Consider the following 20,875-nt stretch of genomic DNA (forward strand, 5'->3'; position numbering starts at 1 on the left):
CGCCATGGTCGGACATGTGGCCATGCTGCAGCGCTACCCGGTCAAGTCGATGCTCGGTGAACGACGCGACTCGATCCGCGTCGGACCCGTGGGCGTGGACGGCGACCGACAGTACGCCGTCATCGACGACGAAACCGGGCGGGTGGCCACTGCCAAACATCCCCGACGGTGGAGCGCGCTGCTGCAATGCGCGGCGGCGACAAGTGACGGCGGTGCTGTCGTGGTGACGCTGCCGGACGGCCGCAGCGTGCCGGTCACCGAAGCGGCCGAACCGCTGTCGCAACTGCTCGGGCGTCGGGTGCATCTCGGCGGCGAGCGCACTGCGGGCGCGACGCTGGAGCGGTCCGACCCGCTCGAGGTGCTGGCGCACGGCATCGACGCCGAGTTCGATCCCGTGCTGCTCGAACTCGGCAAGGCGGCGCCGGGCGGTGCCTTCGTCGACCATTCCCCGGTGCACTTGATCACCACGACCACACTCGACGCGATCGGTGTCGGCGTCGCGGAGGCGATCCGATACCGGCCGAACGTCGTCATCGACATGTCCGACGGGTTCGCCCCATTCGGGGAGAACGACTGGGTGGGAACCGAGATGCGTCTCGGAGACGTCACGTTGCGCGTCACCCGCCCAACCTCCCGCTGCGCTGTCCCCACTCTCAGACATGGTGACGCCGAACGACTTCCGGACGCGGTGCGGTACCTGCTGGAGCGCAATCGCATCGAGGTTCCCGACTCGGGGAAGCTGCCCTGCGCCGGGGTTTACGCCGAGGTGGTCGCCGTCGGTACCGTCAGCGCCGGTGACGAGGTGCGCGTCGGGTGATCCGCGTCCGCGCGGGAGTGTTCAGCCGGCCGCGGCGGTGACGGCCTGGGTGATCCGGGCGACGATCGGGCTGTCCAGTTTCCAGCACTGCCAGAACAGCGGAACATCCAGGTGCGCCTTCGTGATCCGTACGAACGAGCCATCGTCCAGGTGTGGCTGGGCCAGCGCCTCGGGGAACATGCCCCAGCCCAGGCCGGCCAGGACCGCCGCGCCGAAGCCCTCCGCCGTCGGCACGTAGTGCTGCGGCCGGGCGATGTCGCGACGAAACGCCTTGCGCACCAGCATGTCCTGCAGAGCGTCGTCGCGGTTCCACGCCAGGGACGGAGCCTGGGCCGCCGCCGCGGCGGTGAACCCGTCGGGCAGGTACCGGTCGCGGTAACCCGGGCTGGCGACCGGAAGGTAGCGCATCACCCCCAGGGGTTGCACCCGGCATCCCGACACCGGTATGCGTTCGGTGGTCACCGCGCCCATCACGACGCCCTCGCGAAGCAGCCGCGCCGAGTGGTCCTGGTCCTCGATGCGGATGTCGAACAACACGTCGTCGAGGGCGTCGAACACCGCGGTGAACCAGGTGGCCATCGAATCGGCGTTGACCGCCATCGCGATTCGCGGCGCACTGCCCGTTCCGCCCGCCATCTCGCCGAGCGCCTCGGCCTCCAACAGCGCGGTCTGCGCCGCCAGGCGCAACAGTGGCACCCCAGCCGGGGTGGCGACGCAAGGCTTTTCGCGCACCACCAGCACCTGCCCTACCCGCTGCTCGAGGGTCTTGATGCGCTGGCTGACCGCCGAGGGGGTGATATGCAACCGCGCAGCGGCGGCGTCGAACGATCCGTGCTCGATCACCGCGGCGTACGCCGCGAGCTGCTGGCCGTCGATGCGCACATTAACGATTCTAATGTTGTGGCGATTTCTTTAGCGCTGTCCCGTGCCCGCGTGGCCCCCTACACTGACGTCGGCCGAAGGGAAGGAGCACAGTGGGAGCGATACCCGTCATCGCGTTGACCGGCTATCTCGGCGCGGGCAAGACAACGCTGCTCAACCATGTACTTCGGCAGCCGGGTGCGCGAATCGGCGTCGTCATCAACGACTTTGGTGAGCTCAACGTCGACGCCGCGCTGGTGACCGGCCAGGTCGACGAACCGGCGTCGATCGCGGGCGGCTGCATCTGCTGTCTACCCGACGACGGCGGGCTAGACGACGCATTGGCCAAGCTCGCCGATCCCCGGCTGGGCCTGGACGCCATCATCGTCGAGGCCAGCGGCCTGGCCGACCCGGTGGCGATATCGCGGATCATCCGGTTCAGCGGGGTCGAACGGATCCGGCCGGGCGGCATCGTCGACGTCATCGACGCTGCCACCCACTTCGACACCGTCGATGACGGCAGCACTGCCCCGGCGCGATACGGTGCGGCCTCGCTGGTCGTGGTCAACAAGCTCGACCAGATCCCCTCGGACAGCAGGGACAAGGTTCTCCAGCGGATCGAAAGCCGGGTGCGCGAACGCAATCCGGAGGTGCATCTGGTCGGCGCGGTCACCGGGCGGGTAGACCCAGCGTTGCTGTACGACGTCGCAGACACCAACGAGGACACCGGGCAGTTGTCGTTTCGCGAGCTGCTGGTCCCCGACGCGCACCACCACGTTCACGCCGATTCGGTCACCGTAACCAGCGAGGGATGCATCGACCCCGGCGCGCTCCTCGACCTGCTGGAAAAGCCGCCGGCCGGCGTGTACCGGCTCAAGGGCGTCGTCACCGTTCGCTCTGGCACACGGGCGCGCAGCTACGTCGTCAACGTCGTCGGCACCTCCATACACGTCGCGACCGCCCCCAAGCCGGCCCGAATTAACAGCCTGGTCGCGATCGGAACCTCGATCGACGTCGACGACGTGCGCGCAGCCATCGACGCCGCGCTGCGCCGGCAGGACGGGCCGGTGCCCGCCGCGGGTATGCGTCAGCTGCAGCGCTACCGGCACCTGAGCATCTGACGAATCCCTCTTGATGCTCCTATCTCTGTTATGAGTCAAGCGGCGTCGATGTAGTGGGTGTTTAGCCAGGTGCGGTAGGCGGCTGCGAGGTTGTCGTCGCGTCTGAGACCGCGTTCGAGTCGGGAGATGTCGTTGGGCCAGACGCCGAAGTGTTCGGCGACAGTGGCGAGGGTGATGTTTCGGGCTTGGCGGGTGGGGCGCAGGTCGCTGTAGTCGTCGATGGGGCAGGGTGCGGTGAGGTGTTTGAACATTTCGCGGGCGATGGCGCGTTTGAGCAGGCGCAGGATGTCTTTTTTGGACCGGCCGGCAGTGAGTTGGCGGGCGACGTAGTCGCGGGTGCGGGGGTCGTGGGACCAACGGACCACGGCGATGCGGTGCAGAGCGTTGTTGGCGGCGCGGTCCCCGCCACGGGAGAGTCGGTGGCGGCTGGTCTTACCCGACGAGGCCGGGATTGGTGCGGCACCGGCGAGCATCGCAAACGCCGCCTCGGAACGGAGCCGGTGGGCGTTGGTGCCTGCGGTGATGAGCAGTTGGGCGGCGGTGTCGGGCCCGACCCCGTAAGCGGCGCGCAGCGCGGGGTTAAGGGTGGTGGTCAGGGTGTCGATCTCGGCGGTCAACTCGCGGTCCTGGCGTTCGAGGAACTCGATGCGCTGCGCCAACGCTTTGCAGGCGATCAACACCGACACCGCGGTGGGATCATCGTGCGCACTCGGGCGGCAGCGGCCCAGCGCCTCGACCAGCCGCAGGGTGGTGGGATAGCGGCGGTGGCGCTCGCGTAGCTCGGCCGGGGCGGTCACGAGCAGGTCTTTGATCTGGTTGATCGCTGCGGTGCGGGCCTTGATCGCTCCGCGGCGGGCGATCAGCAGGGCTTTGAGCGCACCGGTGTGAGCATCTTTGGGGACGGCCAGTCCGTGCCCAGCCAACACCGCGCGGGCGGCGCTGTAAGCATCGAGGGGGTCGGATTTACCTTGGCGGCGTCGGGCGGACCGATCAGGCCGGTTGACCTCAACCGCGTGGATGCCGTTGTCCTGCAACGCGTGTGTAATTCCCGCACCGTAAGAACTGGTGCCCTCCACCCCGACGCTCACCACGTCGCCGAAACTGCGGGCCCAACAGATCGCGGCCCAGTAGCCGGTCGGGGTGGTGGCGACTCGGCATCGCCGAGCAACTGGCCGGTGTCGGTAATCGCGCCGAGGTGGATGGTGTCGAGGTGGGTGTCGATGCCGATGACGACTCGACGGGGGGATGTCACGATGGTCATGTCCTCTCCGTGCAATCAACCGTGCGATGGGTGACAACCCGGTAGGGCGGGCAGACAAGACATTGATGAGGCAGCGGACAGGCTCCTGATTAAGTCATGTCCGCCCTACCAGGGCTGTCGGTAGTGCTTGCCTGCACGTCGCCGGTGAGACAGATCAATTGGAAGACAACCCAGCAGGGCGTCAGTCGGACGACGAGTCATCACCGGCGGCGAACGGGCAAGACCATCCTCACCCGAACCCGCTTATCGGAATCAATGTCGGACCCCTCGACTAATCTTCGAACATAGTTTCGATTCAGGAGGTGGTGGCGGTGGCGGCCGACGTCGACGGTGTGGCGGTTGTGCAGACCCGCCTGCACGCCGCGGTGGCCGAACTGTCCGAGCTGCCGCTCGCCGACCTGCCGCCCGAGGTGCTCGATTCGGTGCTGTGTGATCTGGAGTCCGCGCAGCGCCGGCTCACCGCCGTCGGCTACGACGCCATCAACGGGCTGCGCAAGCAGTGGCCTGTGCGGGTGGGTCGGCTGCGTGATCATCTCGCCAACCTGCTGCACATCTCCGCCAATGACGCCGGTGCGCGTGTCGCGGTGGCCGCCGATCTCCACGCCGCCGAGCCGGTGCTGGTCGAGACCGCCGCCGCGGCCCGTCACGGGCTGATCGGCGCCGAGCACGTGCGGATCACCCGCGAGACGATCGCCAAACTGCCGGACACCGCCACCGCCGACGATCGGGCGCGCTTAGACCTGGAGTTGACCGGGGTCGCGGTGACCGAGCGGCCCGAAGTGCTGCGCCGCGACGCCGCGCTGCTGCTGGCCGACTACGACGCCACGCACGACGATCCGGTCACCCGCGAACGCAGCCGAAAGGCGCGCAGCGAGTTCGTGCTGGGCCCGCAAGACGCCGACGGGATGAGCCGCGGCCGGTTCTGCGTGGATCCCGAAGCCCGCGCCTACCTGGAGATCCTGCTGGCCAAACTGGCCCGGCCCGGGATGTGTAACTCCGCCGATCCGGTCCCGATCGTCGACGGCGATCCGGACCCGATGGCCGCCGCCACCGACACCCGCACCACCGGCCAACGCAACCACGACGCGATCAAGGCGGCCCTGCGCGCGCTGCTTGCCAGCGGGCAGCTGGGTCAACATCGCGGGCTGCCGGTCACCGCGATCGTCACCATGACCTTGCAACAACTGGAAGCCGCCGCCGGAATCGCGATGACCGGCGGCGGATCGACGGTGCCGATGGAAACCGCGATCCGGATGGCCGCCCACGCCCACCACTACCTCTACATCTATGACGCCAGCTGTGGGCGACCACTGTTCTTGGGCCGCTCCAAACGCCTGGCGTCGGCCGATCAGCGCATCGTGCTACACGCCATCGACGGTGGCTGCACCATGCCCGGCTGCGATCAACCCGGTTACCACGCCGATGTGCATCACCTCATCGAATGGAACCAACAGGGCAGCACCGACATCGACCGCCTCACCCTCGCGTGCGGGGCCGACCACCAAAACAGCGGGCCATCCGACGAGGAGTGGCAGGCCAGACGTCGCTACGACGAAGAGACCCTAGGCCAAACCCTTTGGTATCCACCGAAAACCGTCGACCCCCGGCGTCAACCCCGCGCCAACCGACATCATCGACGGCCCATCCCACCGCCCGAACCCGACGCCGCATAGCCGGTCACACACGTGAGGCCGTCACCGCCAGAACAGGTGGTGCACGACGCCGCTCGCGCTGGGCACCACCTCGTGGTGGAACCGGTCGTCCAGCTCGTCGGGTGACTCCCAGAGGCGTGATCCGGCGCCGAGCTCAACCTGCGACACCGCCACGTGCAGGGTGTCGACCAGGTCTGCGGCGAGGAACTGACGGATGACATCCGCGCCACCACCGAGCCGAACGTCCTTGCCTTGCGCAGCCGCTCGCGCCCGCTTGAGGACGGTGGCCGGATCGGCGTTGACGAAATGAAAGGTGGTATCCGACAGGGTGAACGACGGACGCTCATGGTGGGTCATCACGAAGACCGGGGTGTGGAACGGCGGCTCATCACCCCACCAGCCCTGCCATTCATAGTCTTGCCACGGTCCGCGCTGCGGCCCGAACTTGTTGCGTCCCATGATCTCTGCACCGATGTCATGGGCGAAGTCGCGGGTGAAGTAGTCGTCGAGTCCGCGGCTGCCGCCCGGCTCGGTGCGGTTGGGCCAGCTCGCCGTCGCTCCGGCCCATGCGAACATTTCACCGGGGTCGGCGTGGCCGAACGGGCGCTCGAACGTCTGGTTGACACCGGCGCCAAAACCGTCCCGCGACACGTTGAAGTTCTGGACTCTGAGCAGCTGACCCACGCGTTACTCCTGTCTGGTTGCCGACTAGTGGTTGGACTCCCGCGGCCCACCCAACTCACCGCGCCAGCTGACTGCATCAGTTCTTCTAATGTTCCTACAGAATCATTAGCTGTACTCAGCCCCGCGCGATCCATAACGTCGACGCCATGGGTTCACCTCTGGTCGTCGGCTTCGTCGCCTGCTTCACGCTGATCGCCGCGATCGGCGCCCAGAACGCGTTCGTGCTGCGCCAGGGGATCCGCCGTGAGCACGTGCTGGCGGTGGTGGCGCTGTGCACCGCCTCCGACATCGTGCTGATCGCGGCGGGTATCGCCGGCTTCGGCATGCTGATCAGCGCCCACCCCGGCGTGCTGGACGTCGTCAAGTTCGGCGGCGCGGTGTTTCTGTTCGGATACGGGCTGCTCGCTGCGCGTCGGGCCGTGCGACCGTCGACGCTGACACCGTCGAAACAGGCCCCAGCCAGGCTGGCCGAGGTGCTGCTCACCTGCGCGGCACTGACCTGGCTCAACCCGCATGTCTACCTCGACACCGTCGTGCTGCTCGGCGTGCTGGCCAACGAGCACCGCGAGGGCCGCTGGCTGTTCGGAGTCGGCGCGGTCACCGCGAGCGCGGTCTGGTTCGCCGGCCTCGGGCTGGGCGCGCGGCGACTCGCCGGGCTGTTCGCGAACCCGTCGCTCTGGCGCGCACTTGACGGGCTGATCGCGGTGACGATGATCGGACTGGGTGTGGCGCTGGCGTTGAGCTGACACAATCACCCAGTCGACTTGCACGAAAAGGGTATCCCTCTGTCATGACCACATCAGGAAAGTCGGTGTTCATCACCGGCGCTGCTGCAGGAATCGGCCGGGCGACGGCGCTCACCTTCGCTCGGAAGGGCTTCACCGTCGGCGGCTACGACATCGACGAGGTCGGCCTCAAGACGCTGGCCGACGAGATCGAGCGGCTCGGCGCCGTCGCGCACACCGGCTACCTCGACGTCACCGACGCCGACGAAATGGCCCAGCGCGTCGGCGACTTCGCCAAGGCGGCGGGCGACCGGCTCGACGTGATGATCAACAACGCGGGCATCCTGCGCGCCGGACGGTTCGAGGAACTTGACATCGCCGGCCATCACCGGGAGATCGACATCAACGCCAAAGGGGTGGTCAACGGGCTGTACGCGGCGTTTCCCTATCTGCGCAAGACGCCGAACTCCATCGTCGTCAACCTATCCTCCGCGTCGGCGATCTACGGGCAGGCCGAGCTCGCCAACTACAGCGCGACCAAATTCTTCGTTCGCGGCATCACCGAGGCGCTGGACATCGAATGGAACCGCTACGGCATCCGGGTCATCGCGATGTGGCCGCTCTACGTGCAGACCGCGATGACCGACAGCATCAAGACCGGGACCACCGACTCGCTCGGCATCCGGCTCAGCGCGCAGGATGTCGCCGACGCCATCGCCGCGGCGGTGGAACCCTCCGTGCTGCGCCGCGCCCTCCATCAGGTGCACTTCCCCGTCGGTACCCAGACCAAGGTGCTTACGACGGGGTCCCGGTTCTCACCCGCCTGGCTGACGCGGTTGATCAACAAGCGGTTGGCCCACCAGTGACGTTCCGGATGACCGTCGAGGACGTGTTCCACATCCGCAACCGGGGAGTCGTCGCGACCGGCCGGGTGGAGAGCGGCACGCTTCGGATCGGCGACACCATCCACATCAACGGCGGGCCCGCCGTCACCGTGGACGCGATCGAGAAGTTCCGCAAACGGCTCGACGAGGCCACCGCCGGCGAGAACGTCGGCGTGCTGATGAAATCCATCGACAAGGACCAGATCAAGCGCGGCGATGTCATCACCTCCTCGGGCGAAGCCGCGCCGCTCGGCGGCACCAACGTGATCCTCTGAGTTTCGATTCGCGCTGATCGCAACCGTTGAGAGCGGCGACCGGCGGCAATATTGTCCGACCATGAATGAGGATTGGCTCGCCGTCATCGTCGGCCTCACGCTGCTGGCCCTCGTGCTCGTCGGCGCGATCCCGAGCGGCGTGATCCCGTGACGCAGCAGCAGCAACAGAACACCCAGACCGAGTCGGATACCCGCTCCACTGGTATCGGGTACGCGGTCGCCGGCGTGCTCGTGGTCGTCGTTCTCGGTGCCGCGACCAGATTTCTGGAGGCCGGTGTTCCACAGTGGGCCGATGGCACCGCGTTCGAACGAGTGGCGAAATCGATCGAGTTCCCGGTTTACGCAATCGCTTTGGGTCTGATCGGCAACTTCGTGCTCTCCAGGCTGGCGCTGCGCGACGTGCTTGCGCAAGGCTTTCGCACGGAGTTCTTCATCAAGACAGGGCTGGTGCTGCTCGGTGCGTCCATCAACTTGAAGGTGCTCCTGACCGCCGCCGGTCCGGCGATCGTGCAGGCGCTGCTGCTGATCTCGATCGTGTTCACCTTCACGTGGTGGCTGGGCGGCGTGCTCAAGCTCGAAGACAAGCTGCGGGCGCTGCTGGCGTCGGCGGTGTCGATCTGCGGGGTCAGCGCGGCGATCGCGGCCGCGGGCGCGGTGCAGGCCAAGCGTGAGCAGCTGGCCTATGCCGCGTCGCTGGTGATCGCGTTCGCGCTGCCGTCGATCTTCCTGCTGCCCTGGCTCGCCGACGTGTTGAACCTCTCGGACGCGGTCACCGGCGCCTGGGTCGGCGGCAACATCGACACCACCGCCGCCGTCGCCGCGGCCGGCGCGATCGCGGGCGAGGACGCGCTGCAGATCGCCACGATCGTGAAGACCACCCAGAACGCGTTGATCGGGGTGGTGGCGATCGCGTTGACGGCCTATTTCGCTTTGAAGGTCGAACGGAAAACCAGCGAACAGGCGCGTCCGACGCTCGGCCAGTTCTGGGCACGCTTCCCCAAGTTCGTGCTGGGCTTCATCGCCGCATCGATCATCGGAACGCTGTATCTGCAGTGGGTTTCGGACGGCAAGGCGGCCATCTCGACGGTCAACGACCTGCGCACCTGGTTCCTGATCTTCGCGTTCGTGGCGATCGGCCTGGAGTTCTCGCTGAAGGGACTGAAGGAGGCGGGCTGGCGCCCGATCGCGCTGTTCGCCTCGGCGACCGTCGTCAACATCGTCGTCGCACTCGGCCTGGCCGCTGTGTTGTTCGGCGGCTTCGAAATGAGTTGATGCTCAGATGGTTTCGAGATCGATCGGCAGCTCGTCGGCGGGGGTGGGGCCGGTGCCCCACGTCAGCGGGACGCGGTAGTTCCCGGGCACGGTCCATCGAAACCGGCGCAACAGCTTGTGCATGACGGTCTTGACCGTCATGTCGGCGAAATGCTGGCCGATGCACTTATGGGCACCGCCGCCGAAGGGCGCGAAGGCGTAGCGGTTGACCGCTGTCCGGTTGCTCGCGTCGGTGAACCGGGACGGGTCGAACGTGTCGGGATCGGGCCACCAGTCCGGCAGCCGCATCGAGGCGTGGACGCTGATCGCGATCTGGCTGTTGCGCGGAATGTAATGGCCGCATATCTCGGTGTCGCGGATCGCCTGGCGGAAAAGGGTTCCCGCGGGGGCATACATGCGCAGCGCTTCCTTGAACGCCGCATCCAGCAGCGGATAGGCCTCGAGGTCCTCGAGAGTAGGCGTGTCGACCGGCTGATCGACCGCCTCCTCGCGAAGTAGGTCCTGCCAGTGCTGGTTTCGGCCCAGCTCGTAGACCAGCATCGACAAGGCGATGGCCGTGGTGTCGTGAGCGGCCATCAGCAGAAAGATCATGTGGTTGACGATGTCGGCATCGGTGAAGCGCCGGCCGTCGTCGGAGGCACTGCGGCACAACATGGAGAACAGATCGGTGCCGTCGCCTCGGCGGCGGTCCTCGATCTGCCGACCGAAGTAGTGCTCCAACCGCTTTCGTGCGCGCAGACCCCGCGCCCACGTCCCACCGGGCACGTTCGCGCGGATGATGGCCTGACCGCCATGCACGGTGTGGTGGAAGTCCTCGATGAGTTGGTCTGACTCCACGCCCAGCGTTGTTCCGACGAACACCTCGGCGGCCTGCTGCAGCAGCAGGTACTTGATCGACGGATACATCGGGAACCGTCGCGCCGCTCGCCACGTCGTGAGCGCACGGTCGATACCGTCGGCGGTGCTCGCGAGGTAGGTGTTGAGCGCGGTGCGGGTAAAGGCCTGCTGCATGATGCGCCGGTGGTCGCGATGCTCCTCGAAGTCCAGCAGCATGATGCCGCGGTAGAAGAAGGGCCCGATCACCGGCAGCCATCCTTTGGTGCTCGACAGCGCCTTGTCCCGGTTGACCCAGGCCGCCTCCAGCGCCTCGGGGCCCATCAGCGCGACGACGCGAAACCCCACGCCGCCGGCCCACGACACGGGGCCGTACTTCTCATATCTGCGCCGGGCGAACTCCAGCGGGTCGACGAGGGCGGAAAGGACGTGGCCGAGGTAGGGCACACCGTAGTCACCCATCACCGGCGCGAGCTCCGAACCGGGCGGCGGTTCGGCCAACGGGCGGTCCCGACTGGGCCACTGCTCAGCCACCGTCGCGCCGAAGCCCTGAACCCATCCCTGGAGCTGCTGCCGCACCTCGGTCAGCGATGCCGGCGGCGCGACGGCGTCCAGGAGGTTGATCATCGGCCGAACCCCTTCGTCGATCTCGTACGTAACCGTGCCAGCTTCCCGGAAGTGCAGCAAGCATCCGCTACTCTCGCCGAGTGCCTGCTGCGTTGTCCCGGCGGAGTTTCCTGGCGCTGACGGCCGGGGCGGCCGCACTGGTCGCCGCATGCGGCGCGGAGGAGCCGGGCGCCGTCGCCAAGGACGGTTCGGTGACCGTCAAGCACGCATTCGGTGAGACCAGAATCCCCGCGCCACCCACCCGGGTCGTCAGCGCCGGCCTCACCGGACAGGACGACCTGTTGGCGCTCGGCGTCGTGCCGATCGCCGTCACCGACTGGTTCGGCGGCGAACCGTTTGCGTTATGGCCTTGGGCGCAGCCGAAACTCGGCGGCGCGCACCCGGTGGTGCTCAGCCTCGCCGAGGGCATCCAGATCGACCAGATCGCGTCGCTGAACCCCGATCTGATCATCGCGACCAACGCCGGCCTGGACTCCGACACCTACACGAAACTGTCCGAGATCGCGCCGACCGTCGCCCAGAACGGCCAGGACGCGTTCTTCGAGCCGTGGAAGGACCAGGCCACCACCATCGGGCAGGCGGTGTTCAAGTACGACGAGATGCAGACGCTGATCGCCGGCGTCGACGAGAAGTTCATCACCGCGGGCACCGACAACCCACAGTTCGCGGGCAAGAAGGTGGTGCTGCTGCAGGGGCGTCTCGACCGCGGTGAACCACAGGCTCTGACGCCGGGGTGGCGCACCGAGTTCCTCACCCAGATGGGGTTCGTGATCGCCGAGGACCCGGGTTCGGCCGATCTGCTGATCTGGTGCACCGAGAGCGACGAAGAGCAGGCGACGCTGTTGGCCGACCCCGAGATCGCCGGACTCGGCAGGCGCAATCTGTTCACCGGCAAGGAGCTGGCGGGGGCGATCGCGTTCGCCTCGCCGCTGTCCTATCCCGTGGTGGCCGAGCAGCTGCCGCCGCGGCTGGCCCAGGCGCTGGCCTGACAAGATGACCGGGTGAGGACCGGCACCGGGAAGAGCGAACACCGCGGTTTCGCGACGACGGGCTCTGCCTACTATCCGACCCTCGTTGCCGTCTTCACCGGGCTGGTGCTGATCTCCAACGTCGCGGCCACCAAGGGGATCGCGTTCGGCCCGATCATCGGCGACTGGTCGCTGATCACCGACGGCGGCTTCGTGGTGTTTCCGCTGACCTACGTGATCGGCGACGTGCTGTCGGAGGTCTACGGGTTCGCGGCCACCCGCCGGGCGATCTACATCGCGTTCGTGATGGAAGCGCTCGCGGCGTTCACGTTCTGGGTCACCGCCTACCTGCCCGCCGCGGACTTCTACCCCAACCAGGCCGCGTTCGAGGCGGTCGTCAAACCGTTCACCCAACTGGTCATCGCGGGTCTGGCCGGGTTCATCGTCGGTCAAACCCTCAACGCGTGGGTGGTGGTGCGGGTCAAGACCCGCTTCGGCGAGAAGCACCTGTGGGCGCGGCTCATCGGGTCGACGATCGTCGGTGAGTTTGCTGACACGCTGGTGTTCTGCAGCATCGCCGCGGCAGCGATCGGGATATCCACCTGGGGCGACTTCGCCACCTACGTCGCGCTGGGCTGGGTGTACAAGACCGCCGTCGAAGTGCTGGTGTTGCCCGTGACGTACCGCGTGATCGGATTCCTCAAGCGCCGCGAGCCCACTTATCGGCCCGCCGTTTGAGGCTTCGGTAAGGCTCCTCTGGCAAGGCTCATAAAGCACGAGCTTTCGTTGCTACTCGCGGGTAGGTTCGGGGCATGAGCATGACAGCCGACATGATGGGAGCCAGCGTTCTCGGCGCCGTTCATGATTACGGTGACCAAGCGCTGCTCCTGGAGTTCAACCGCACCGCAGACGTCTTGGCCTGGGCCGAGGCCATCCGCCGAGCCGACCTGCTCGGGGTGATCGACATCGTTCCCGCGTCGCGCACCGTGCTGATAAAACTGGCCGGACCCCGCTATCTGGCACCGACCCGGCAGCGGCTGGCCAAGATTCAGGTCAGTCCCGACATCGTGGCGGGCCTGGCCCCGTCCGCCGGTGGTGATGTCGACGTGGAGATCGACGTCATCTACGACGGACCCGACCTCGACGAGGTTGCCCAGCTGACCGGGCTGACCACCGACCAGGTGGTCGTCGCTCACACCGCGATCCCCTGGCGGGTCGGATTCGGTGGTTTCGCACCGGGATTCGCATATCTCATCGGGGGTGATCCACGGCTGGAGGTGCCCCGACGCGCTGAACCGCGCACCAAGGTGCCCGTCGGCTCGGTGGGTTTGGCCGGTGAGTTCAGCGGTATCTACCCGCGCGAATCACCCGGCGGCTGGCAGCTGATCGGCCGCACCGGCGAGGTGCTGTGGGACCTCGACCGGGAGAGGCCGGCACTGCTGACCCCCGGGATGACCGTGCGGTTCCGGGCCGTCGGTTAGGAGGAGCCATGGCGACACTGGAGGTCCTGCGATCCGGACCGCTGGCGCTGATCGAAGACCTGGGCCGGCCCGGGCTGGCGCACATGGGCGTCGGCCGCTCGGGTGCGGCTGACCGCCGCTCCCACATGCTGGCCAACCGGCTGGTCGCCAACCCCGTCGAGTGCGCCACCATCGAGGTGACGTTCGGCGGTTTCTCGGCGCGGGTCCGCGGCGGCGGCAAAGAAGGCGTCGCGATCGCCGTCACCGGTGCCGACACCGATCCGGCGGTGAACGGGGTCCCGTTCGGCACCAACAGCATTCACTACGCCCGCGACGGTGAGGTGATATCGCTCGGCGCGCCGCGGTCCGGGCTGCGGACGTACCTGGCGGTGCGTGGCGGCATCGACGTCGAGCCGGTGCTGGGCTCGCGCTCCTACGACGTGCTCTCGGCGATCGGCCCGCTGCCGCTCAAACCCGGCGACGTGCTGCCGGTCGGTGCGCAGTCCGACGAGTTCCCCGAACTCGACCAGGCCCCGGTGGCCGCCATCGAGGACGACGTGCTCGAGTTGTCGGTGGTTCCCGGCCCGCGCGACGACTGGTTCGTCGACCCCGACGTGCTGATGCGCACCAACTGGCTGGTCACCAACAAGAGCGACCGGGTCGGCACCCGCCTGGTGGGCATGCCGCTGGAGTATCGCAGCCCCGGCCGACAACTACCCAGCGACGGGGCGAACCGCGGCGCAATCCAGGTGCCGCCGAACGGATTTCCGGTCATTCTGGGCCCCGACCACCCGGTCACGGGTGGATATCCGGTGATTGGCGTGCTGACCGACGAGGACATCGACAAGATGGCCCAGATCCGCCCCGGGCAGACCGTGCGGCTGCGGTGGTCGCGCCCACGGCAGCCGTTCGCGGCGTAATCCCCGTCGGCTGGCGCGGACTCGGCGCAAATGACGCCGAGTACTGGTAGAACGGCAGTGTGCACCCACAGGTCTTCAATGCTCCTCACGTGCGCGGCGTACCGACCGCACGCCTCATCCACACCGCCGACCTCGACAACGAGACCCGCGAGGACGCACGCCGAATGGTCATGGAAGCCTTCGGCGGTGAGTTCACCGACGCCGACTGGGAGCACTCCCTCGGCGGTATGCACGCCCTGATCTCCGACCACGGCGCCGTCATCGCCCACGGGGCGGTGGTCCAGCGCAGCCTGCTGTATCGCGACACCGCGCTGCGCTGCGGCTACGTCGAGGGCGTCGCGGTGCGCGAGGACTGGCGCGGCCAAGGCCTCGCCCAGGCCGTGATGGACGCCCTCGAACAGGTGCTGCGCGGCGCCTACCAGCTCGGCGCGCTGAGCGTCACCGAGGAAGGCAGGCGCATCTACATGGCCCGCGGCTGGGTGCCGTGGCAGGGTCCGACGTCGGTGCTGGCACCCGAGGGCGTCACCCGCACCCCCGACGACGACCATGCGTTGTTCGTGCTGCCGATCAGCGTCGACCTCGATCCGACGGCCGAGATCACCTGCGATTGGCGCGACGGCGACGTCTGGTGACGGGCGTACGTTGGTGATGTGACCTCACCATTTCAGCCCACCCTGGAATCGTTCGACAAGCTCTACCGCGGCGAGCCTGCCGTCGAGGGCGGGCCGACCCCGAATGTCATCCCGTGGGATGTGCGTCAGCCGCAGCCGCGGTTGATGGAACTCGAAGCGCTGGGCGGAATTTCGGGTGAGGTCCTCGACATCGGCTGCGGGCTGGGCGACAACGCGATCTACCTGGCTTCCCGTGGTTACTCGGTGACCGCACTGGACGGGTCGCCCACCGCTATCGAGGAAGCCCGCCGCCGCGCCGAGGGCGCCGGCGTCCTGAAGTCCGATGCCGGCTCGGCTGGTGTGACGTTCGAGGTTGCCGACGCCACCAAGCTGACCGGATACGACGGTCGTTTCGACACTGTCGTCGACAGCGCGCTCTACCACTGCCTCGACGAGGACGGCCGCAACGCCTACCTGGCGGCACTGCACCGCGCGACCCGCCCGGCCGCGCGACTTCATCTGGCCTGCTTCTCCGACGGCAACGTCAACGGGCTCATCTCGCCCGGCTCGGTTCCGGTCGACGAGCTTCGCGACGCGCTGCCTGCCGGCGGCTGGCGCATCGACTTCCTCGGCCCGACCACGTATCTGGCCAACGCGGTCAGCTTCGAGGGCGGCGACGACGCGTTCCGCGACGCCATGGAGCAGCACATGCCGCCCGAGGCGGTCGAGCACATGCGCGACATGGCGGCCCGCTATGAGGCCATCGCGGGGCTTGTCGTCGACGGGCTGGTGCACCTGCCGTTCACCGTCGTGCATGCTCACCGGGTCGACTAGGGCTTGCCAGCCGGTCGATACGTCGGGGCAATGGTCGATTAATCACTTGGAAACATGGGCTGAATACACAAGGTCCTATGAGTGAGCCCGATTGGGCACCCCTCACCGGCTTCCGGGTGGCGGTGACCTCCGCCCGCCGCGCTGACGAACTGGCTGCGCTGCTGGAACGCCGCGGTGCGGTGGTGACCAGCGCGGCGGCGATCACCATGGTTCCGCTTCCCGACGACGACGCGCTACGGGCGAATACCGAGGCCCTGATCGCCACCCCGCCCGACATCGTGATCGCCACGACGGGGATCGGCCTGCGGGGTTGGATCGAGGCCGCCGACGGCTGGGGTCTGGCCACCGATCTGACCACCGCGTTGGCCAAGGCGCGTGTGGTGTCTCGAGGCCCGAAGGCCACCGGCGCGTTACGTGCCGCCGGTCTGCGCGAGGAATGGTCGCCGGACTCGGAGTCGTCTCGCGAGCTGCTGCACTATCTGGTCGACGGCGGCATCGCCGGACAGCGCATCGCCGTGCAGTTGCACGGAGCCACCGACCAGTGGGATCCGTTTCCCGAGTTCGTCGACCAATTACGCCTTGCGGGAGCCGAAGTCGTGCCGATCCGGGTGTACCGGTGGCATCCCGCGCCACGCAATGGAGCCTTCGACCAGCTGGTGGCCGATATCGCGGAGGAGAGCTTCGATGCGGTGACCTTCACGTCGGCGCCTGCCGTGGCCGCGCTGCTGATGCGTGCCGCCGACATGGGCGTCGAGGACCGTGTGCTGGCCGCACTGCGCGGCGACGTCCATGCCATGTGCGTCGGACCGGTGACGGCGCGCCCGTTGGTGCGGCTCGGGGTTCCCACGTCGGCACCTGAACGAATGCGGTTGGGGGCGTTGGCCCGTCATATCACCGATGAGCTGCCGATGCTGTGTACCCGCAGGATGCGGGTAGCCGGTCACCTGCTGGAGATCCGCGGCACCTGCGTGCTGGTCGACGGGGAAGTCAAGGCGGTGTCGCCTGCGGGGATGGCGACCATGCGGGCGCTGGCGCATCGGCCGGGCACGGTGGTGTCGCGCCACGATCTGTTGCGTGCGCTGCCGGGCAGCGGCACCGACACCCACGCGGTGGAGACTGCGGTGCTTCGGCTGCGAACGGCACTGGGCGACAAGAACATCGTGTCGACGGTGGTCAAACGCGGATATCGGCTCGCGGTCGATGACGACGAGGGCGAGGCACGGTGAACGCGCTGTTGGTCGCGCACGGCACCCGCAAACCCAGCGGTGTCGCACTGGTCGAGCGGTTGGCGCAGCGGGTCTCCGCCGCGCTGCGTTCACCGGTGCGGGTGGCGTTCGTCGACGTCGTGGGTCCGACGCCCAGCGAGGTGTTGCGCGGGTTGAGCGGACCGACCGTGGTGGTGCCCGCGTTTCTCGCGTGCGGCTATCACGTCAACGTCGACATCCCCACACACGTGATGGCCAGCGGTCACCCCGACGTCACGGTCACCGACCCACTGGGGCCCAGCCCGCAACTGGCGCGCGTGCTCTTGAACCGGCTCAGCGAGTCCGGTTGGCGTAGCGGTGATTCAGTGGTGCTGGGCGCCGCAGGAACTTCAGATCTGCGCGCACAGTCCGATCTGCGCAGGATGGCCACCTGGCTGTCGGCGCTGACGAACTCGCGGGTGGAGTTGGCCTTCGCGGCGGCGGAACCTGCGGTCGCGGATGCCGTTGCCGAATTGCGTGCGCGCGGCGCCCGCCGCGTGGTTGTCGCGTCGTATCTGTTGTCCGATGGCCTGTTTCAGGACCGGCTACGCGCCAGCGGCGCCGATGTGGTGACGAACCCCCTTGGCACCCATGAGGGGATGGTGCGGTTGATCACCAGCCGGTTCCGCCATGCACGCTTGCGGGCCGCGGCCTAGCCCCGCGCCATTCCCGCGCTATTCTTGCGCCCGAGATCGACGAAATGGCGAAAACTACTCGCACTTTCCCGCCCGTTTGTCCCTTTGGGCGTACTGACGTCGGGGCTAGCTGCCGATCTCGACCTGGCCGTCGGCCGTGATGCGCGTCGGATACACCGGCAACGCGACGTCGGGCTCGTCCAGGCAGACCCCGTCGTCGAGCGCGAAGGCCTGCTTCTTGATCGGTGATTGCACGATCGGGCGGCCGCCGCGGTCGCCGACGATGCCGCGCGACATCACGGCCGCACCGCAGAACGGGTCGATGTTGCCGACCGCGTGCAGCGACCCGTCGTCCAGCCGGAACAGCGCCGCCTGCGAGCCGTCGTGCAGCAGCACACCGACACCGCGGTTGGGGATCAAGAAGTCGTACGGGCAGGCGGTGGTCCAGACGTGAATCTCGTTGAGCAGCGTCATCGTTGCGGTACCTTCGGCATTCCGATCGGAACCTTGCGTCCCGACCTTTCGGTGAAGTCGATCGTCGGATCCGGCACGTCGGGAGCGTTGACGAACGAGACGAACCGCGACAGCTTGTCGGGATCCTCCAGCACGCCCTTCCACTCGCACGCGTAACCCTCGACGTGGCGTGCGATCGCGTCTTCGAACTCGGCGGCAAGCCCCAGCGAGTCGTTGCAGACCACATCCCGCAGATGCTCGAGCCCGCCGTCGAGGGCTTCCAGCCATGACGCGGTGCGCTGCAGCCGGTCCGCCGTGCGGATGTAGAACATCAGGAACCGGTCGATGTAGCGGATCAGCGTTTCGTCGTCGAGGTCGCCGGCCAGCAGCTGCGCGTGCCGCGGCGACATTCCGCCGTTGCCGCCGACGTAGAGGTTCCAACCCTTTTCGGTGGCGATGACGCCGACGTCCTTGCTCTGGGCCTCCGCGCACTCCCGTGCACAGCCCGACACCCCCATCTTGATCTTGTGCGGGGCGCGCAGCCCTCGATACCGCAGCTCCAGGTCGATCGCCATCTGCACCGAGTCCTGTTGCCCGTAGCGGCACCAGTCGCTGCCGACACAGCTCTTCACCGTGCGCAGCGCCTTGCCGTACGCGTGCCCGGACTCCATGCCGCCCTCGACCAGGCGCCGCCAGATCTCGGGCAGCTGATCCACCCGCGCGCCGAACATGTCGATCCGCTGACCGCCGGTGATCTTGGTGTAGAGGTTGAAATCCCTTGCGATCTCGCCGATCAGGATCAGCTGCTCGGGGGTGATGTCACCACCGGGCACCCGCGGCACCACCGAGTAGCTGCCGTTCTTCTGGATATTGGCCAGGAAGTGGTCGTTGGAGTCCTGCAGCGAGGCCTGCTCGCCGTCGAGGATGTGGTCGGAGCTCGTCGACGCCAGAATCGATGCGACGACGGGTTTGCAGATGTCGCAACCCTTTCCGGTGCCGAAGCGCTCGATCAGCGCCGAGAACGTCCTGGTGGACTCCGACGGTCCTGCCGTGATGATCTCGAACAGCTCGGCGCGCGATTGGCTGAAGTGTTCACACAGCGCCTTGGACTGTTCGACGCCCTCTGCCTCCAACAGTTGTTTGAGCAGCGGTACACACGAACCGCAGGACGTGCCCGCCAGCGTGCACTTCTTCAAGGCGGGCACGTCACAGCAGCCGTCGGCGATCGCGTCGGTGAGATCGCCTTTCGTGACGTTGTTACAGGAGCAGATCTGGGCCGACGCCGGAAGCGCCCCGACACCGAAACCGCCACCGGCGCCGTCGCTTCCGGACGGTGCGATCAGCGCCAGCGCGTCGCCGGGCAGCGCCTCGCCGACCATCGGCCGCAGCAGACCGTACGCCGAGGCGTCACCGACGAGGATGCCGCCGAGCAGCGTCTTGGCGTCGTCGGAGAGCACCAGCTTGGCGTAGGTCTGGCTGACCGCGTCGTTGACCACCACCTCGAGGCAGTTCGGCGTCGTACCAAGCGCGTCGCCGAAGCTGGCGACGTCGACGCCGAGCAGCTTGAGCTTGGTCGACATGTCGGCCTCACCGAACTCCGCCGCCCCGCCGAGCAGCCGGTCTGCGACCACCTCGGCGCTGGTGTACCCGGGGCCGACCAGGCCGTAGCAGCGGCCGTCGATGGCGGCCACCTCGCCGATTGCGAAGATGTCGGGATCTGTTGTGACACAACAACGGTCGGTCAGCACACCGCCGCGCTCGGCTAGGTCCAGCCCGGCGTCGCGGGCCAGTTCGTCGCGGGGACGCACGCCCGCGGCGAAGATCACCAGACCCGCGTCGATGAAGGTGCCGTCGCTCAAACTCACCCGCATCGAGTCGTCGTCGGCGGACCGCCGCACGGGCCGGTTGCGTTGGGCGGGCCGGATCGACTCGGTGCCGACGCCGACGTGCACGCGGATCCCCAGGTCGGTGATCATCCGGCTCAACAGCGCTCCGCCGGCCTCGTCGAGTTGTTGGGCCATCAGCCGCGGCGCCATCTCGACGATGTGGGCTTGCAGGCCGAACCCGCGCAACGCGTTGGCCGCCTCCAGGCCGAGCAGCCCGCCGCCGATCACCACGCCCACCGCCCCGCGCCCCGCCGCCTTGGCGCGCTCGGCGTCGGCGCGGATCGCGTCGAGGTCGTCGAGGGTGCGGTAGACGTGGCACGACGGCAGGTCGTGGCCGGGAACCGGGGGAACGAACGCATAGGAGCCGGTGGCCAGCACCAACGCGTCGTAGCCGACCCGGGCCCCGTCGGCGGTCGCCACGGTCTTGGTGGTCCGGTCGATCCCGGTGACGCGGCTGCCCAGCCGCAGGTCGACGAGGCCGTCGCCTGCGTAGTCGTTGCCCGGCAGCGCCAGCAGCCGACGGTCCCAGTGCTCGGTGTAGCCGGTGAGCCCGACCCGGTCGTAGGCGGCGTCGGCTTCCTCGGCCAGCACTGTCACCCGCCAGGCGCCGTCGGCGTCACGGGAGCGCAATGCCTCGACGAACCGGTGTCCGACCATGCCGTGGCCGACGACCACGACGCTTCTAGGTGCCATGGCGCAGACGTTAAGGAGCCGATATTGCCGCGATGTCGCCTTGTGTGAAGCGCCCATCACGGTGTGCTCACGCCGTTGCGCGCGGACCTGTGAGCTTCCCCCACAGCGAAATACACCCAAGGTGGAATATGAGCGTGATCGACTCAAGTTCTATTGGG

General features: G+C 67.7%; 22 protein-coding genes. 15 read left to right on the forward strand and 7 right to left on the reverse strand.

What is annotated here, in order from left to right; translation table 11 throughout:
• The first annotated feature begins 4 nt into the window (after window positions 1–4).
• The gene (locus G6N28_RS09920) at window positions 5–817 is read left to right on the forward strand and encodes an MOSC domain-containing protein (protein WP_163899834.1); all 813 of its coding nucleotides are present in this window, start codon (window positions 5–7) and stop codon (window positions 815–817) included.
• Window positions 818–838: 21 nt separating this feature from the next.
• Here G6N28_RS09920 and G6N28_RS09925 read toward each other — a convergent pair whose 3' ends face one another.
• Window positions 839–1,699, reverse strand: coding sequence for a LysR family transcriptional regulator ArgP (locus tag G6N28_RS09925; protein ID WP_407664948.1), 861 nt, complete (start codon window positions 1,697–1,699; stop codon window positions 839–841).
• A gap of 92 nt (window positions 1,700–1,791) precedes the next feature.
• On the opposite strand from G6N28_RS09925, the gene G6N28_RS09930 reads away from it, so the two are divergent.
• Window positions 1,792–2,799 (forward strand): CobW family GTP-binding protein, encoded by a 1,008-nt coding sequence (locus G6N28_RS09930; RefSeq protein WP_163899836.1) that lies wholly within the window; start codon window positions 1,792–1,794, stop codon window positions 2,797–2,799.
• A gap of 35 nt (window positions 2,800–2,834) precedes the next feature.
• On the opposite strand, the gene G6N28_RS09935 is transcribed toward G6N28_RS09930, so the two are convergent.
• Window positions 2,835–3,917: a transposase gene (locus tag G6N28_RS09935; RefSeq protein ID WP_235674750.1), complete on the reverse strand. Its 1,083-nt coding sequence runs from the start codon at window positions 3,915–3,917 to the stop codon at window positions 2,835–2,837.
• The gene (locus G6N28_RS27040) at window positions 3,884–4,060 is read right to left on the reverse strand and encodes a hypothetical protein (protein ID WP_235674812.1); all 177 of its coding nucleotides are present in this window, start codon (window positions 4,058–4,060) and stop codon (window positions 3,884–3,886) included. Before G6N28_RS27040 ends, G6N28_RS09935 begins: the two co-directional genes overlap by 34 nt.
• 311 nt (window positions 4,061–4,371) lie before the next feature.
• On the opposite strand from G6N28_RS27040, the gene G6N28_RS09940 reads away from it, so the two are divergent.
• Entirely contained in the window at window positions 4,372–5,733 is a 1,362-nt protein-coding gene (locus G6N28_RS09940) for an HNH endonuclease signature motif containing protein (protein WP_163899839.1), read from the forward strand.
• A gap of 21 nt (window positions 5,734–5,754) precedes the next feature.
• Here G6N28_RS09940 and G6N28_RS09945 read toward each other — a convergent pair whose 3' ends face one another.
• Window positions 5,755–6,396 (reverse strand): dihydrofolate reductase family protein, encoded by a 642-nt coding sequence (locus tag G6N28_RS09945; protein WP_163899841.1) that lies wholly within the window; start codon window positions 6,394–6,396, stop codon window positions 5,755–5,757.
• A gap of 146 nt (window positions 6,397–6,542) precedes the next feature.
• Between G6N28_RS09945 and lysE the strand changes: the two genes are divergently transcribed.
• The 4 genes from lysE to G6N28_RS09965 all read left to right on the forward strand — a co-directional run bounded on the left by lysE (window position 6,543) and on the right by G6N28_RS09965 (window position 9,552).
• Window positions 6,543–7,142 (forward strand): L-lysine exporter, encoded by a 600-nt coding sequence (lysE, locus tag G6N28_RS09950; protein ID WP_163899843.1) that lies wholly within the window; start codon window positions 6,543–6,545, stop codon window positions 7,140–7,142.
• 44 nt (window positions 7,143–7,186) lie between these two features.
• Window positions 7,187–7,987: an SDR family oxidoreductase gene (locus tag G6N28_RS09955; RefSeq protein ID WP_163899845.1), complete on the forward strand. Its 801-nt coding sequence runs from the start codon at window positions 7,187–7,189 to the stop codon at window positions 7,985–7,987.
• An 8-nt stretch (window positions 7,988–7,995) separates the two neighbouring features.
• Window positions 7,996–8,280 (forward strand): EF-Tu/IF-2/RF-3 family GTPase, encoded by a 285-nt coding sequence (locus G6N28_RS09960; RefSeq protein ID WP_163899847.1) that lies wholly within the window; start codon window positions 7,996–7,998, stop codon window positions 8,278–8,280.
• A 147-nt stretch (window positions 8,281–8,427) separates the two neighbouring features.
• Window positions 8,428–9,552, forward strand: a complete 1,125-nt coding sequence (locus tag G6N28_RS09965) for a YeiH family protein (protein WP_163899849.1) — start codon at window positions 8,428–8,430, stop codon at window positions 9,550–9,552.
• A 3-nt stretch (window positions 9,553–9,555) separates the two neighbouring features.
• Here the strand turns inward: G6N28_RS09965 and G6N28_RS09970 are convergent, their stop codons facing one another.
• On the reverse strand, window positions 9,556–11,013 hold the full coding sequence (locus G6N28_RS09970) for a cytochrome P450 (protein WP_163899852.1): 1,458 nt from the start codon (window positions 11,011–11,013) through the stop codon (window positions 9,556–9,558).
• A gap of 80 nt (window positions 11,014–11,093) precedes the next feature.
• Here G6N28_RS09970 and G6N28_RS09975 point away from each other — a divergent pair, with 80 nt between their 5' ends.
• From G6N28_RS09975 to G6N28_RS10010, 8 genes are all read left to right on the forward strand, one after another.
• Window positions 11,094–12,002, forward strand: a complete 909-nt coding sequence (locus G6N28_RS09975; RefSeq protein WP_163899853.1) for an ABC transporter substrate-binding protein — start codon at window positions 11,094–11,096, stop codon at window positions 12,000–12,002.
• A 12-nt stretch (window positions 12,003–12,014) separates the two neighbouring features.
• Complete coding sequence (locus tag G6N28_RS09980) at window positions 12,015–12,719, forward strand: queuosine precursor transporter (RefSeq protein WP_163899855.1); 705 nt, start codon at window positions 12,015–12,017, stop codon at window positions 12,717–12,719.
• Window positions 12,720–12,793: 74 nt separating this feature from the next.
• Window positions 12,794–13,462 carry a 5-oxoprolinase subunit B family protein gene (locus tag G6N28_RS09985; protein WP_163899858.1) on the forward strand — a complete coding sequence of 223 codons (669 nt, stop codon included), beginning with the start codon at window positions 12,794–12,796 and terminating at the stop codon, window positions 13,460–13,462.
• An 8-nt stretch (window positions 13,463–13,470) separates the two neighbouring features.
• A complete protein-coding gene (locus G6N28_RS09990; RefSeq protein ID WP_163899860.1) occupies window positions 13,471–14,361 on the forward strand; it encodes a 5-oxoprolinase/urea amidolyase family protein in 891 nt (296 codons plus the stop codon).
• Between the two features lie 59 nt (window positions 14,362–14,420).
• The gene (locus G6N28_RS09995) at window positions 14,421–14,993 is read left to right on the forward strand and encodes a GNAT family N-acetyltransferase (RefSeq protein ID WP_163899862.1); all 573 of its coding nucleotides are present in this window, start codon (window positions 14,421–14,423) and stop codon (window positions 14,991–14,993) included.
• An 18-nt stretch (window positions 14,994–15,011) separates the two neighbouring features.
• A complete protein-coding gene (locus G6N28_RS10000; RefSeq protein WP_163899864.1) occupies window positions 15,012–15,806 on the forward strand; it encodes a class I SAM-dependent methyltransferase in 795 nt (264 codons plus the stop codon).
• A 77-nt stretch (window positions 15,807–15,883) separates the two neighbouring features.
• Entirely contained in the window at window positions 15,884–17,032 is a 1,149-nt protein-coding gene (locus G6N28_RS10005; RefSeq protein ID WP_163899866.1) for a uroporphyrinogen-III synthase, read from the forward strand.
• The gene (locus G6N28_RS10010) at window positions 17,029–17,706 is read left to right on the forward strand and encodes a sirohydrochlorin chelatase (RefSeq protein ID WP_163899868.1); all 678 of its coding nucleotides are present in this window, start codon (window positions 17,029–17,031) and stop codon (window positions 17,704–17,706) included. The genes G6N28_RS10005 and G6N28_RS10010 overlap by 4 nt, the downstream gene beginning before the upstream one ends.
• A 105-nt stretch (window positions 17,707–17,811) precedes the next feature.
• Here the strand turns inward: G6N28_RS10010 and nirD are convergent, their stop codons facing one another.
• Window positions 17,812–18,159 carry a nitrite reductase small subunit NirD gene (gene nirD / locus G6N28_RS10015; RefSeq protein ID WP_163899870.1) on the reverse strand — a complete coding sequence of 116 codons (348 nt, stop codon included), beginning with the start codon at window positions 18,157–18,159 and terminating at the stop codon, window positions 17,812–17,814.
• A complete protein-coding gene (nirB, locus tag G6N28_RS10020; RefSeq protein WP_235674533.1) occupies window positions 18,156–20,717 on the reverse strand; it encodes a nitrite reductase large subunit NirB in 2,562 nt (853 codons plus the stop codon). Before nirB ends, nirD begins: the two co-directional genes overlap by 4 nt.
• Window positions 20,718–20,875: the final 158 nt, after the last annotated feature.

This window comes from Mycolicibacterium pulveris, assembly GCF_010725725.1.
Classification (GTDB): domain Bacteria; phylum Actinomycetota; class Actinomycetes; order Mycobacteriales; family Mycobacteriaceae; genus Mycobacterium; species Mycobacterium pulveris.

Bases quoted from the DNA above. Each gene is read 5' to 3' on its own strand.
- G6N28_RS09920 (WP_163899834.1), top strand. From the start codon at position 5: ATGGTCGGACATGTGGCCATGCTGCAGCGCTACCCGGTCAAGTCGATG.
- G6N28_RS27040 (WP_235674812.1), bottom strand. From the start codon at position 4,060: ATGACCATCGTGACATCCCCCCGTCGAGTCGTCATCGGCATCGACACC.
- lysE (WP_163899843.1), top strand. From the start codon at position 6,543: ATGGGTTCACCTCTGGTCGTCGGCTTCGTCGCCTGCTTCACGCTGATC.
- G6N28_RS09955 (WP_163899845.1), top strand. From the start codon at position 7,187: ATGACCACATCAGGAAAGTCGGTGTTCATCACCGGCGCTGCTGCAGGA.
- G6N28_RS09960 (WP_163899847.1), top strand. From the start codon at position 7,996: ATGACCGTCGAGGACGTGTTCCACATCCGCAACCGGGGAGTCGTCGCG.
- G6N28_RS09970 (WP_163899852.1), bottom strand. From the start codon at position 11,013: ATGATCAACCTCCTGGACGCCGTCGCGCCGCCGGCATCGCTGACCGAG.
- G6N28_RS09985 (WP_163899858.1), top strand. From the start codon at position 12,794: ATGAGCATGACAGCCGACATGATGGGAGCCAGCGTTCTCGGCGCCGTT.
- G6N28_RS09990 (WP_163899860.1), top strand. From the start codon at position 13,471: ATGGCGACACTGGAGGTCCTGCGATCCGGACCGCTGGCGCTGATCGAA.
- G6N28_RS10005 (WP_163899866.1), top strand. From the start codon at position 15,884: ATGAGTGAGCCCGATTGGGCACCCCTCACCGGCTTCCGGGTGGCGGTG.
- nirD (WP_163899870.1), bottom strand. From the start codon at position 18,159: ATGACGCTGCTCAACGAGATTCACGTCTGGACCACCGCCTGCCCGTAC.
- nirB (WP_235674533.1), bottom strand. From the start codon at position 20,717: ATGGCACCTAGAAGCGTCGTGGTCGTCGGCCACGGCATGGTCGGACAC.